Origin of the sequence: Streptomyces sp. NBC_01520 (genome assembly GCF_045040375.1) — a bacterium.
Classification (GTDB): domain Bacteria; phylum Actinomycetota; class Actinomycetes; order Streptomycetales; family Streptomycetaceae; genus Streptomyces.
The window spans coordinates 90,485-104,356 of record NZ_CP109405.1 but is presented as its reverse complement, the minus strand read 5'-3'; the positions used below and the strand labels follow the sequence as shown (position 1 = coordinate 104,356).

8 protein-coding genes are annotated in these 13,872 nt (G+C 70.2%); 5 read left to right on the top strand and 3 right to left on the bottom strand.

What is annotated here, in order from left to right; genetic code table 11:
* Positions 1 to 1,012: 1,012 nt before the first annotated feature.
* From OG524_RS36755 to OG524_RS36740, 4 genes are all read left to right on the top strand, one after another.
* Positions 1,013 to 3,526, top strand: coding sequence for a Helicase associated domain protein (locus tag OG524_RS36755; protein ID WP_331762337.1), 2,514 nt, complete (start codon positions 1,013 to 1,015; stop codon positions 3,524 to 3,526).
* A gap of 232 nt (positions 3,527 to 3,758) precedes the next feature.
* Entirely contained in the window at positions 3,759 to 4,409 is a 651-nt protein-coding gene (locus OG524_RS36750) for a hypothetical protein (RefSeq protein WP_331762335.1), read from the top strand.
* Complete coding sequence (locus OG524_RS36745) at positions 4,406 to 6,415, top strand: hypothetical protein (protein ID WP_331762333.1); 2,010 nt, start codon at positions 4,406 to 4,408, stop codon at positions 6,413 to 6,415. Before OG524_RS36750 ends, OG524_RS36745 begins: the two co-directional genes overlap by 4 nt.
* Before the next feature lie 40 nt (positions 6,416 to 6,455).
* Positions 6,456 to 8,528: a hypothetical protein gene (locus OG524_RS36740; RefSeq protein ID WP_405812574.1), complete on the top strand. Its 2,073-nt coding sequence runs from the start codon at positions 6,456 to 6,458 to the stop codon at positions 8,526 to 8,528.
* Positions 8,529 to 8,601: 73 nt separating this feature from the next.
* On the opposite strand, the gene OG524_RS36735 is transcribed toward OG524_RS36740, so the two are convergent.
* Complete coding sequence (locus OG524_RS36735) at positions 8,602 to 8,940, bottom strand: hypothetical protein (RefSeq protein WP_405812573.1); 339 nt, start codon at positions 8,938 to 8,940, stop codon at positions 8,602 to 8,604.
* 537 nt (positions 8,941 to 9,477) lie between these two features.
* Positions 9,478 to 10,437 (bottom strand): replication-relaxation family protein, encoded by a 960-nt coding sequence (locus OG524_RS36730; protein ID WP_331762329.1) that lies wholly within the window; start codon positions 10,435 to 10,437, stop codon positions 9,478 to 9,480.
* Positions 10,438 to 11,378: 941 nt separating this feature from the next.
* Here OG524_RS36730 and OG524_RS36725 point away from each other — a divergent pair.
* Positions 11,379 to 11,657 carry a hypothetical protein gene (locus tag OG524_RS36725; protein ID WP_405812572.1) on the top strand — a complete coding sequence of 93 codons (279 nt, stop codon included), beginning with the start codon at positions 11,379 to 11,381 and terminating at the stop codon, positions 11,655 to 11,657.
* A 212-nt stretch (positions 11,658 to 11,869) separates the two neighbouring features.
* On the opposite strand, the gene mobF is transcribed toward OG524_RS36725, so the two are convergent.
* Positions 11,870 to 13,822, bottom strand: coding sequence for a MobF family relaxase (mobF, locus tag OG524_RS36720; RefSeq protein ID WP_331762327.1), 1,953 nt, complete (start codon positions 13,820 to 13,822; stop codon positions 11,870 to 11,872).
* Positions 13,823 to 13,872 lie beyond the last annotated feature (50 nt).

The window sequence follows — 13,872 nt, the reverse complement described above, 5'->3', positions numbered from 1 at the left end:
TACCATATCGCTGCGCGATATGCAAGCGATCCGGCTCGCTGCGCTCCCCGGCCGCTCACGCTCCGCGTGAGCGGAGGTGGCTCGCTCCACTCGCCACCGGGCGGCATGCGCTTCGCGCCCACCGCCAACCGCAGGGCATTCGGCCCGCGTTGCGGGCCGGGCCGGCCTCCGGCCGCCCGTGGCCTCCGCTGCGCTCCAGCCACCCGGGGTGCGCCCCAACTCTCGTGCGGGTCAGGTGTGCCACAAGCGGCCACAAAGGGGAGGGCTGTGACGGGTGGTCGGGGCCGGTGCTCTTGAGGGGTGGCGGTCGGGGGGTTACTTCGGTGGATTCGGGGATCGGCCTACCATCGTGTCGATGCATCCTTGGTACCAGTCTTCTTGGGTATCAGGGGCTGTACCCGTACTGCCCGTCTGAGTGATGAGCTGGCACGCAAGGCGTGCAGCATTGTCAGTGCGGACGGTTAGGGGGTTCACCCTTCCGGAGTCGATTGCGCCGAGCGCTGCTCCTTCACCGCCGTGGTAGGCCACTGCATGCTTCGACGGGCTCTGCGGGTTCTTCCCGCTACCGCCACCAGGGACCCCCTCCTGAAACAGGCTCAGGAGGGGTATGCCAAGGGCTAGGAAGAAGGCTAGGAAGATGACGCCCTGACTGAAGGCGGGTAGAGAGCAGAACCATCTGTAGAGGCCCTGCCATAACGTGGTTCGTCCCATGACCGCCACCCTAGGGGTAGCTCGCCTTACCGGGAACCGAACAGATCTTTCGCATCCTACCAAAGGGGATCTGCTTCAAAAATAAGCATGAGATATACTCTGGAATTAGATCATCCCGCCAGCGTCGCTTCGAAAGTTGATCCGGAGCAATTGCAAAGCCTTGCAGGTGTTCTGGCAACGGGAGGGTAGACCGCTCGGCCGCATCAGCCCGATCGGATCCCATTCAGCTCTTCTACGTGCAGACTTCCCGTTTCGCTCCGCTCAAATCAGCGAGGCAGCGCCTAGGGAGAGAAGGACTAACATGTCAATCACGGAGCGCGCAGATCAGCGCGAGGCAACCCAGCGAGAAGCCGTTGACGCGGTCCTCCGCGCCCTCGAATTGCCTGCAAGATCACTTGTGCCGGAGCGGGGGCTTCGAACGCAGGTGATCATGGCGACCGGGTCCGGGAAGACCCGGGTGGCGGTCCGCAGCGCGGAGGAGCTCCACGCGGGCCGTGTGCTGGTGCTCGTGCCCTCGCTGGACCTGCTCGCCCAGACCGAGGCCGCGTGGAGTGAGGGGGGCCGTCGGGGCCCGATGATCGGGGTGTCCTCGCTGCGGGGTGAGGAGGTGTCCTTCCCCAACACCACGGACGTGGACGAGCTGGTGGAGTGGACGCGGAACCTGGGCAAGGTCACCGTGTACGCCACGTACGCCAGCCTCGGTCTGGGCACGCTGGAGCGGGCGCACGCCGGGGGCCTCGCGGCTTGGGACCTGATCGTCGTGGACGAAGCCCACCGCGTTTCGGGCCGGATCGGAAAGCCGTGGGCGGTCGTCCACGACAACCAGAAGATCCCGTCCCTGCGCCGTCTGTACATGACGGCCACGCCCCGGCTGTGGCAGCTCGGGGACGAGAACGAGGCCGGCGCACCGGGCGAGCTGGTCGCGAGCATGGAAGACGACCCCGAGAGCCCCTTCGGCAGCCGCTGCTTCACGCTGACGCTCTCGGAGGCCATCGACCGGGGAATCTGTGCCCCCTACCAGGTCGTATGCGTGGATGTCACCGACACCGCGCTCCAGGCCGCGCAGCTCCTGGGCGCCGAAGGCCGCTCGGCAGAGGTCCGTGGGGCCCGGCTCGCTGCGCTGCAGACCGCCCTGGTGAAGGCTTCGGCGGAGGAGAACTTCCGGCGCACGCTGGTCTTCCACCACATGGTGAAGGAGGCCGAAGCATTCGCGGCCGGCCTCCCGGACGTCACCGCGCAGCTGCATGCCAGCGACCCTGAGCTGTACCCGAAGACGATCTGGGCGGACTGGCTGTGCGGTGATCACAAGCCGCTCCACCGGCGCCGGCTGCTCAGGGAGTTCGCGGCCGGGATCGCCACGGACGGCACCGTGGTGGAGAAGTGCTTCCTGTGCTCGGTGAAGGTGTTGGGTGAGGGCGTCGACACCAAAAACTGTGACTCCGTGTACTGGGCGGACGTACGCGGCTCGATGCCAGACCTGGTCCAGGCCGTGGGCCGGGCGCTGCGGATGCAGCCGGGCGAGGGCAAGGTGGCTTCCCTCGTGGTGCCGGTCCTGCTCGGGCCCGGGGAGACTGCGGACAACATGCTCACGTCCAGGGCCTTCGGCGGGCTGGCCAAGCTCCTGGAGGCGCTGCGGGCGCACGACGCGCGGATCGTGGAGACCCTCGCGGAGCAGCAGGTGCCGAGCGTCTACAAGCCCGTAGCGCAGGACGAGAGCGGCAGGGGGAGCGGCGAGGGCTCCGGAGGCGTCAGCGCCCCCGCCAAGGCCCTGCTGAAGTTCTCCACGCCCCGCGACCCGGCCGCCCTCGCCGCGTTCATCAACCTGCGCGTCCTCAACCCCGAACACGAGCACTGGCGGCGCGGCGTAGAGGCCGCCGTCATCTACGCCCGCGAGCACGGTGACCTCCGCGTGCCGTTCACGTTCCGGGTACCCGCCGTCGACGACCAGGAGGCGGAAGCCACCGGGTGGCCGGCCTCGCTCGCCGGGTTCCCTCTCGGGCAGTGGACCGCCGACGCCCGCCGCTTCTACGCCCGCGGCGACATGGACGAGGACCGCGTCGCGCAGCTGGAGAAGCTCGGCATGATCTGGAGCCACTTCGACGTCGCGTGGGAGGAGGGCCTGTCCGCCGCGCGCGGATGGGCCGCCGAACACGGGCACCTCCTGGCCCCGCTGGACGCCACCTTCCAGGGCGCGAAGGTGGGCACCTTCCTGAAGAACGCGCGGGCCGCCGCCCGGAAGGCGCAGGAGAACGAGCAGCGGCGTGCCGAGGGGCTGCCGGTGGAGTCGTCGGCCGGGGCGCTGTCGGACGAGCGGCGTGAGCAGTTGGAGGAGATCGACGCGTCCTGGTGCCCGAGCTGGCCGGTGACGTGGCAGCGGGCCTTCCACCTGGTCCGGATGCACCTGGACGCGGGCGAGGCGCTGCCCACCGAGGTGGGCGACGTCGTGCGCCAGGGCGAGGATCTCGGGCGGTGGGTGCAGTCGGTGCGATACGGGTGGGACCAGCTCACCGGGGTGCAGCAGTGGATGTGCGAGCAGGTCCTGGGGATCGAGCCCGCGCCCGAGGACGAGAAGCCTCAGCGAACCCGTACGCAGGCCGACAAGTGGGCGATGCACTATGAGGCCGCCAAGCAGTTCTACGAGCGCGAGGGGCACCTCCAGGTCCCGAGGAAGCACGTCGAGCGGATCGTCGGCGGGGACCAGGAGGAGCGCGAGCACAAGCTGGGCGCCTGGATTAGCAACCAGCGCTCCCGGGCGGCGACCCTGACACCGGAACGGATGGAGCAGCTGTCCGCCATCGGCATACGGTGGTCGTGATGGTGGGCGTCGTCGTCACCGCGGTCTGCTCGATCAAGACCTGGACCAGTTAGCCCGCTGGTCAGGCTCTGGCGACCAGCGCGACTTGGGTGCGCCGATTCGCGCCGACTTCCCCCCACTCACCTCAACACGCTGTCAGGATGTTGTTCAGGGCCTAGGATGTGTGCCGATCCAGAGGAGCGTGATGGTCGGATCCGCAGGAGTACGTCGGGCCACTCGCTGGCAGGATTCGGTGCGGCTGCTGTTGCTGATCGACGCCGCCTCAAAGCCGGCGGCCGAAGGTGCGTCGGTGCCGCCGGCGACCGTCGGGGTGGTCCACACCCAGGTGCGACTGCAGAAGCTCGACTTCTGGGTCCGCAATCCGGACTACCTGGCCTACGAGCTGATGAACGAGTACGTGGCTACTCCGGACGTTCCTCGGCTGCTGGAGCTTGCCGCAGAGATTCTGGAGTCGGAGGAACCGGATTTGCGGCGCTTCCCGATGCTGCGTTACAAGTACGGCGCCTTCGAGGAGCTTGATGACGCTCTGGCGCCGCTGGTGGAACGGGGGCTGCTGCGCAAGACGCAAGTCCTCGGGCGTGAGCGCGTGGTGGAGCACATCTACTTCCTGCTGGAGCGGGGTCGGCAGGTGGCTCAGTCGATGGTCGCCGAGGCGCCCGCGCTGGCCTGGTACGTCGAGCGCACCCGCCTGGTCGTGGACCTGGTCGACGGTCTCGGCGGCACGCAGCTAAAGGACCGGCAGTACCTGCTGCGGGACTACGCCGACACCCCCTGGGGCCAGCATATCGGCCCCATCACCGAGCAGGCCCGCGAGCGGCTGCGCGAACTTCAAGCGGCACCAGGCCCGGGAGCCACGGGCGACACTGACCAGGAGGCTTCATGACCGCGCCGCCCGGCCCGGCCCGCTCCAACACGGCGGACCTGACCGTTGCCCCGAGCGCCGGCGACATCCTGAAGGAGGTCGCACAGAAGCTGGGGCTAACGCCGGTGCAGGTCGAGCGGACTCTGGCCGAGGCGAACATCACCCTGAAGAGTCCGACTGCCGCCGACCGGCGGCTGCGCATCATCCGGCTGCGCGCCAGCGGCACGAAGCACTCGGGCGACGACTTCACCGTGGAGCAGCCCTTCACTCCAGGGGTGTGGGCGATCGTCCACCCGGACAACAGCGCCGGGAAGACCAGCCTGCTGGAGTTCCTCGTCTTCCCGTTGCGCGGCGGGCCGCGCGATCTGCCGCCCGATGTCCGATCGTGGCTGCGGCATCTGAGCGTGGACATCGCTGTGGCTGGCCGGGCGATCCGCATTGTCTTGGACGTCGATGACCAGCCGCACCCGCAGTTGCGGGGCCGGATCCTCGCCGGGGAGTCCGTCGACCAGCTGCTTGCCGCGGACGACGAAGCGCTTCGTCTGCTGGCGACAGCGTCCGGCAACGAGGAGGTGAGCCGGTGTATCGGTGAGTTCTTCCTGGACGCGCTGCGTATGGAGCACACCAACCTGTGGCAGGTGACCGGCGGCGCCGACGGCGAGGGGGCCCCGCAGGTCCACGGGTGGGCGTCGTACTTCGGCGCCTGCTACCTCAATCCCGGTGGGGACGAGATCCTGCTCGGCGATGTCGCCGGTGGCCTGCCCGGACGGCTCATGGAGCTGTTCGTCGACATCCCATACAGCACGGCCCTCACCCAGCTGTCCGTCGCCGGGAAGCGGGAGAAGAAGACGATCACCCAGGGACAGCGCCGGGCGGAAGGGGACGCGGAAGCCCGCCGGACCGAGCGCGAGGCGTGGCAGACCGAACTCGCCGACGTGACTGGGCAGATCGAGGCGTGGCGCCGGGCGGCTGCCCAAGACATCTCCCCGCTCCTGCGGGCCACCGACCAGGCTGCGACGGAGCTGCGCGGCGTGCGGGCGCTGTTGGAGGAGGCCGAGCAGACGCTCACGGAGGTGTCCGCCGCCCGGATGCGCGCGGAGCAGGGGCTACTGGATGCCCGGGAGACGTGGCAGGCCCGGCGGGTCCTGGGACGGCTGGACCCGGTGTGCTGTCCGCGGTGTGAGGAGCCGCTGGGCAGTGGGCGGCGCAGCGAGGAACGTGAGCAGGCGAACTGTGCGGTGTGCACGCGGCCGCTGCCCGAGGTCGACCCGGAGACCGCCGAAGCGCTGCTGGCGGAGCTGGAGCAGACCCTGGAGCGATCCCAGGATGCCGAGAGGGAGGCAACCGACCGGCGGCTGAGGGCGGCGGAGGCGGTGCAGAGTGCTCTGGCCGACCATCGCGAGGCGGCGGCCGGCCTGGACCAGGGACTTGCCACCTCGCAGGCCCACGACCGGCTGCGTGACCTGGAGATCCGGGCGGCCGAGCTCCGCGGACGGCTCGAGGCGACCGGATCGACGTCTCCGGCTCCGCCGGTCCCTGTGTCCGCCCAAGTCCTGGCCGCCACCGAGGAAGCTGTCCGCGCGGCCGTCGACGCCGCGGCGAAGCAGCTGTTCCCGGCGATGAACGAAGCGATCGTCGAGCTCGCCACACGGTTCGGCGTCCAGAACCTCGACAGCGTCAAACTCGACCGCGCCGGCAAGGTCAATGCCGTCAAGGCCGGGGTGAAGACCACGTTCAAGAGGCTCAGCCGCGGCGACCGGCTCCGCATGCGGATCGCGACCGTCATCGCGCTTCTGCGTGTGAGTGCTGACCGTGGCGTGGCCACGCACCCCGGCCTTCTTCTGATCGACTCGGTAGCCGCCGAAGAGGTCACCGAGGTGCCAGCCCGCACCCTAATCGCCGAGCTGCAGGCTATCGCCGCAGAACTTCCCGAGCTGCAGGTCGTTCTCACCACGGCGCAGCCCGAGCTCGTCGACGCCCTGCCGAAGGACCACCTCATCACCAGCGACGGTGAACACCTGTTCTAAGCTGCTCGTTCGCGAACCGGCCGGCGACAAGGAGAGGACCGTGGCCTCAAGCGTGGACCAGACGCTCCAGGCCTGGGCCAGCAACGCGACCGACGACGAGCTGGACGCCGGGCCCTCGATCGCGGACCTCGGCGGTGCCGAGGCGGTGATCGCGGAGGCCGACCAGCTCGCTGCCGGTCCGCTCCTGCCCTATCTGCTCACGGCACTCGGCCGCGACCTCGACGCCGTGGACGGTGACCAGGCCCGGCGGTTGCTTGACGCCGCGGCCCAGGGGCTGCGGAACCCCCAGGCCGCCTGGGTCCTGGCCGACGCGATCGACGTGGTGTGCGCCCACCCGGCGCTCGCCACCCGCCTCGGCACCCGCACCGTCCGGGATCTTGCCGCACACGTGGAGGCCGCGCTCGCCGGCGACGCCGATGCCGCTCTCGCCCAGCCGGCCGTCGCCGGGCTGCTGCGCCTGGCCGTCGCTCAGACGGCCACCCCGCACCGCCTCATGGCGTTGCTCGCCGAGATCACCGGGGCCGAGCCGTCCGAGGCACTGGAGCGCCTGCCGATCCTGGTCGGCGTCGCCCACGACCACTTCGGCGACGACACCCTGCTCGATGTCCTGAGCGCACTGGAGAATCAGAACGATCTGCCAGCGGGCACCCGGGCCGACGCCACCTTCGAACTGGCCGTCGCGGACATGCGCAGCGCGCTGGAGGCATCCGACCGCTCGGCCGTCGAAGACCATCTGCACCGGGCCCTGATGCGGTTCAAGGACCTCGACCGCACCCACGAGGCCCGACTCGACGCCCGCGCCCACGCCGCCGCCGTCGATGCGGTCCTCGCCTTCGGTGAACTCGACCAGCAGCCCACGACAGCCGCACCCGCCGAGCAGCGCCTGGCCCAGGCCGCCGCCCAACTGGATGCCACGGCCACGCTGCTGACCGAGTGGACCCGCGGTATGCACCGGCTGGACTGGCTCAGCGCCCGCGGACTTGCGCAGAGCGCCTGGTCCCGGCTCGTCACCTCGCTCCAGACCGCCCGCACCCACCTGGACCAACCCAGCTGGTACGACCCGGCCGGCACCCTCGGCGATCTGCTGGACGTCTACGTCGCCAGCCGCAGCATCCACACCACCCGGGCCGATGGATCCGGCGGCCTGACGGCACTGGTGAGCCCACCGGTGGAGGCCGCGTTCGTACGCAGCGACGGCCTGCTGCACCACCTCGAACAGGCCCTCACTACCGACCCGCAGTTCACCGGCTCCCCCGACGCGCGGGCGCTGTACGAGGTCGTCCAAGCCCAGCGGCAGGCACCGTCGTCGACCGGGCAGGTGATGCCGGGAAAAGCCCTGGAGGGCCGCCCCACGCTCGCCGGGCTCTTCCAGGCTGACGCCCCGGGACTGCGTGACGACCTCGACCCACTGCTCCTGGATCGGATCGAGCAGCTCTTGCAGCAGCAGTCGAAGGGCTACACCCCCACCGGCAACGCCCGCTTCGACGCCCACCTGGAATCCCTGCTCGGGGAGCTGGCCACCAGCCCCGCCTGGACGCAGCGCGACAGCTCCTACTTCACCACCCTGCTGGAGCAGTTCCTGCGGTTCCTCTACGACCGCTTCGACGCCCAGGCCGACTACTACGGCGCCCGCACCGCCTACCTCGGCCCCTGCCCTGGCAAGAAGCCCGACGGCAGCCCCGACCACTGGGCCGAGAAGCACGTCCAGGACGACCTCCACCAGCACCTCGCCGGCACGCTCACCCCCGGCACCGTGCAGCGCGAACTCATCGACGTCGCCAGCGGACGCACCGATGTCACTTACACCCCCGAACCCGGCAGCCGCTTCGTCGCCGAGGTCAAACGCCGCGACACCAGATGGACCCGCGAACGCATCGAGAAGAGCTACCTCGCACAGGCCGCCAACTACACCGCGACCGGCCCTCCCTTTGGCGTGCTCTTGGTCGGGGATGACAGCGGCCACGCCAGCGGCTACCGGAGTATCGAGGACAGCGTCTGGATCATCCACCACGCGCGCAGTGCCACCGAGGTACCCCGGCTCATCGTTGTCGGCGTCCTGCCGATCGGTCGCCCAACCCCGTCCGCACTGCGTATGCCCCGCGCCACCACCTAGGTGTATTGATCACGAGCATTGTTGACACTGGGGTCTTGATGAAAGGCGAAGACCTTCGGTGTGGTGGAGCTGTCTAGGAACACACCACCCCGGAGGTCTTCGTATCCCACCGTAATGCCCGGCTGACGGTCTTCGGCTGACCGGCAGTGGGCCGAGCGCAGCACGTGCGCCCGGCCCACCCTCTCCGCCAGGCGGCGTGGAATTCGTGGGCGTGGCCGCCACGCCACTCCACCCACCGCGAGTCGTCCAGGACGGCCTTGGGTTCAACGACGCCAGCGCCCTCGAGGAACACGACCAGGTCGTGGTCGCTGTAGGCGGTGCCGAGGATCTCGTGCCGGCCGTAGCTGTGCACGGTGACTATCCGGTTACCCGAGTGGGAAGGTCGGTGCACGACGATCGGCGCGCTGGTCACACCATCCAGCGTGCCTCGGGCTGCTCGCTAAGCGAGTCGGCCTGAGACACCGGCGCCCGGGCGAACCCACCTCACGGCCAGCGAGTGGGTTCGCCCGGTCAGGAGCGGCGAGAGAACCAGCGGCCGGACCTCTGTTCGGGCACTGCGTGGTCCGGCACCTGGTGCTCCTCATCGGCCAGGGCCTGCGTCGCGGCAGCCTGGGTCCAGCGCTTGCAGTCGTCGCAGAGCGTCGGATGGGAGTCCTTGGGGGTACCCCAATCCGTCGCTTGCGCTGTCCTCCTCCCGTTCATCGGAGAACTTCGCCCCACAGCCGGCGCACACCGGACGACGCGCCTCACGCTCGGCTGCCTTCGCCGCGGCCTGCTCCTCGGCTGCCCGCCGCACCTTCGCCTGGTACGCCTCCTGGTGGGCTCTGGCCTCTTCCCGGGTACGGGCTTCGGGCCGCCTCGCGGCGGGGGTTGCCGATCGCCTCCCGCAGGGACTGCATGCGGTCGCGGCCGAAGCGGAAGAACACCGGCCCGTCCGGGCCGTGCTCGATCAGGTTCCCCAGCCCGGTCGCGATGATCGGGATCTTCCCGTCGTAGACGTGGTAGCCGTTGTGCCGCTGTCCCTGCCACAGTGGGAGGTGAGCTCGCTCAGCTTCGAGACGGTGATGTTGGGGTTGCGCTCACCGAGCTTGTTGAACACCAGCAGGACCGGTGGGTGCGCCGCATCGCCGGACCAGGTGACCGGAGCGTTCCAGCGGGTGCGCCACATCGGGCGCTCCTTGCCGTCGGTGTCCTTCACCTTCCGCCGGAAGAACCGGGCGTACTTCTCCAGCTTGGCGGCGAGCTCCTCCGCAGTCTCGTGGCAGTTGTCGACCTCGATGAACAGCAGCGGCACCCGGTCCTGCGGGGCTGTCAGGACAAGGTCGGCCTGGGCGCCGCCCTTGCCCGGCGTGTTCCACGTGCCGGTCGCGGGCAGCGGGACTTCGGTCCAGTACGAGGCGATGGTGCCGATGCCGTCCGGTGAGTCGACAGCGGCCTGGGCAGCAGCCTGGACGTGCGGCAGGTCGTCGGCGAGCCGGGCCAGGTTCGGCTTCGGGCGCAGCATCGCGATGACGGTTTCGTTGACGGACATCGGGTGGGAGGCCCCGCTGGAGCCCGCACCGCGCGCGGTGGAGCCCATCTCCGTCACCGGCCGGTTCAGCTCGTAGGAGGCGGCTTTCAGGCCCTTGGGGGTCAGGTTCCGTAGGGAGTCGCCGGTCCCGGTGGAGCCGCCGTTCTCGGACAGGCCGTGCTTGCGCATGTCGGAGAGCGCGCCGGTGTGCGAGGCGGTGCGGGCCTGCTTCTGCTTCGACGGCGGTTCCTTGTCGGCGTGCCGGAAGGCCAGGTGCGGTGCGCCGATCCGCTGGATCTGATCAGCCGTCGCCACCTTCAGCGCTCCGAGCACGCGCAGCACGTCGCCGCGGTAGCTGTTCGTCGACCCCGCCGGGTTGGTCTTCCGCTTCCCCGCCATCAGCTCTGCTCCCTCGTTGCTCGCGACCGGCAGCCGGCTCGCCGCCGACCGCGCCCGGCCCGGGAAGGCGTCCGGGCCCCCCGGAACCCGATGATCTCCTCCACTACAGACATATAGAGGAGAGAAGAGGGTTGTGACGGTTCGAAATTCGCGCCGACTCGCGGGCTGACCAGGAGTTTTACCACTCCCGTGGGTGCCGGGCACCAAAGGGGGTTCCCAAGGGCCCTCCGCAGGGGTGCCCTTGGGGCCCTGCCATGGCTTGCCCGCCACGGGCCGGCCTTCCGTCCCGATCGGCCCGCGGGCCGCCTGCGCCCGGTCCGTGAGTGGGTGGTCGTCATCGTCTCGTCTCCTTCGCTGCCCCGGCCGGGGCGGTCGAGGGAGCAGCGTGCAGGAGACCCCCTTGTCCGCGGTCTGACGGCGGCCGATGGCCGGGGTGGTCAAGGAGAAACGCGGCGGTGATCGGGGCGGTAGCAGAAGTGGACAAGGGGTGCTGCCGGGTGAGCTTGTGAGGCATTCGGCTCTCTAGCAGGTCTATGAGGGATGCAAGGCCCGGACCAGGTGGTCCGGGCCTTCGCCATGCCGCCGGGAAATTCCTTCCCGGCCGCTGCTGTCCAAGGGGTCCCCGACGGCTCCAGGGGGTGAAGAAGCCGCTCCCGAACCAGGCCGAGACGTAAGCACCCGCGACCTGTCACGGTCCCGCTTCCTCAAACGAATTCCCCTTGGAGGAGATTCCCATGACCACCCACCAGACACCTGGGGCAGTAGACGAGCCGACCGGGGCTACGCTGGAAACGCCACCCTGGGCCCGGGTCGAGACCCCACAGGGACGCGCTCACGCAGAGAGCCGCAGCAGGACCGCCGACCGCGCGGCGTACACCCCCGCGGACGACACCACGCAGGTGTCCGTTGTCCTCCCGCTTTCTGCCCGAAGGAGCAGCATCATGACCCGGGACAACGCTCCCGTCCCCACCCCGCCTTCCAGTTCGGCGCTCACCCAGCCGTCGTCCGACTCCGTGCCGGTCCAGCCGGCGGGCCCCGCCTACGTGCGGCAGGCGGCCGTCGGCGCCGATGTACCCGCCGCGATAGTCCGAGGTGCCGCCCAGGGCGCGGCCCAGGGCACTGCGCGGGAGTCTCTGGCCCGTCTGACGGAAGAGTTCCTGGCCGAACCGCCCGACTGGGTCAGAGCGCTGGGGAGCTTCGTCAGGGGGCTGTGGGAATAGCAGCCGGGGCCGGGCAGGTTCATCCTGCCCGGCCTCTCCGTCGGTCCAGATCCGGGTGTGCCCGGTGCGGCGCGTTTTCCCTTGACACGGGCCTGTACGGGCCAGTGTCAAGGGAAAACGCGGCAGGCTCGCGGGGGTGGATGTACGCCATCGTCACCGGCGATGCCGTACATCGCCACCACGATGTTTCGAGTGGACCGCGCCAGGGGCACTCACCGGCCGGCCTCTGGCCCGCGGTGTCGGTCCGGCTGCTCGGGGCGGTGCGCCCGCTGATCGTCCTCGCGCACCGGGGGCGGTGCGGGAGCGTCCTGTGGGTCGGGGTACTGCTTCGTCCTGGCGGCGGATTCGTCGCCGGCCTTCGTGAAGAACTCCGTCGCGCGGCGCAGCTGCTCGGCGGTGAAGTCCAGAGCCTCCACGTCCGTACGCGATGCCTTCAGGGCCCGCAACTCCGTGAAGTCGACCGCCTCCTGGACCCGGGCCTCCGGCTCCTGGTCGTCGCGCTCGGGGTCGGCGGCCGCGGGCCCGAGCAGCTGCTCGGGCATCGCCGTCTGCTGATGCGCGACGACGTCGTACCCCCGGCCCCGCACGACGGTGGTGCGCAGCTTCTCCCGCACCGCCGCGCCGGCGAGGACGGCCCGCTCGTACTGCGGGATGCGGGGGATCTCCCACTCCCCCGCGTCCTGGCCCGGGGGCCGGGGCGCGGCCGGCTCGCCGGGATCGGCCGGGGGTTGGCGGTCCGGGTCGGGCGCGGCGGGTGTGCGGCGTCGGGCGGTGAGGTCGGACAGGGCCCAGCGGGCGGTGTAGAGGCGGTAGCCGGCCTCCAGGCCGCGTACGGTCTTCGGCTCGCTGATCTCCAGGCAGTAGGTGGAGATGGCGGCGGCCACGACCTGGTCGTCCAGGCCCGGCTCGCGGCGGCGGCCGCGCAGGACGAGGGCGAGGTGGCGTCGGGCTTCGGCGAGCAGGTGCCGGCGGTGGAACCGGCCGCCGTCGTTCATCACGAACACGGTCGCGGCGACGTCGACGGCCGCCAGGGCGACGTCGACCACGGCGGCGACCCGGGCCCGGATCGCCGCCGCTGCGGCGCGGGCGTACTCGAGGAGGGAGGTGATGACGTCGGCGGCGACCCCGGAGGTGAGGATCGCGCTCGTCTTCCACCAGACGCGCAGCTTCGCGAGCGGCTGGGTCTTCTGCTTGGGCGGGCGGGTCATGCGGGCAGCCATGGCGTTCAGCTTGGCGCGGGCCCGCTCGGAGACCACGGGCAGGAACTTCAGGGTGCCGTCGTCTTTGACGGCGGTGACGTACTCGTGCTCCAGGTCCTCCATGCAGGTGGCGATCTGGTCGCTGCGCCGGGAGGTCCAGCGGATCAGCCCGTGCGGCACCCCGGCAATCTCCATCACCGGCCGGCGCCCCGGGGTGACGATGCGCGGCTCGGTCGCCAGCCCCAGCGCCTCGCAGACCTCCGCGGCCACGAGCTCGTTGTAGAGCGCGGAGGCGGCCACGGTGTTCTCGTGCAGGGCGGTGGTGTGGATCGACCCCCACTTCCCGTCCAGGCGCTGCCCCTTCACCGACAGCAGCAGATGGTCATGGAGCAGCGGCATACCGGAGCGCGCCTCGTAGTGACGGAAGCGCGCGGCGACCAGACCGCCGGACGGCCGCACCCGGTAGATGCCGTCCTTGCCGTACCGGATCACCGCGACCTCGTCCTCGATCCACTCCAGCACCCGTGCGATCGCCCGCTCGTGCGCGGCCTCGATCACCCGGCGGGTCTCCTCATCCCCGAGTGCCCACAGGAGGTAGATCGTCGGCTGCGGCCGGAACACGAAGTCGACACCGGTCACCGTCACCCGGCGTCCGAGGGCGCCGGCCTTGAACGCCTTCCTCGGGAAGTCGCCTGCGGCGAGCCGGTCGGCCTCGATGCGGTCCGCGTCCGGGTGTCGGCCCCGCTCGCCGAACAGGCTCCGCAGCTGCGCCTCGGTGACTTCCTCACCCGGCACGAGTCCGAGCGCGGCCAGGCCGCGGCCCATCCATCGCCCGGCCGGGACCCCGGCCTCCTCCTGAGCCTCGCGCAGCGGCGTGCGGGCCGGGCGGCGGCCATCGCCGACGACGACCTGACGCAGGTAGTAGCGGTACATCTGACCAGCTCGAATGATCGCGATATCCATCATGGAGACCACACCACACGGCTCTGACCTGCAAGAAAAGGCCGATCAGCGGT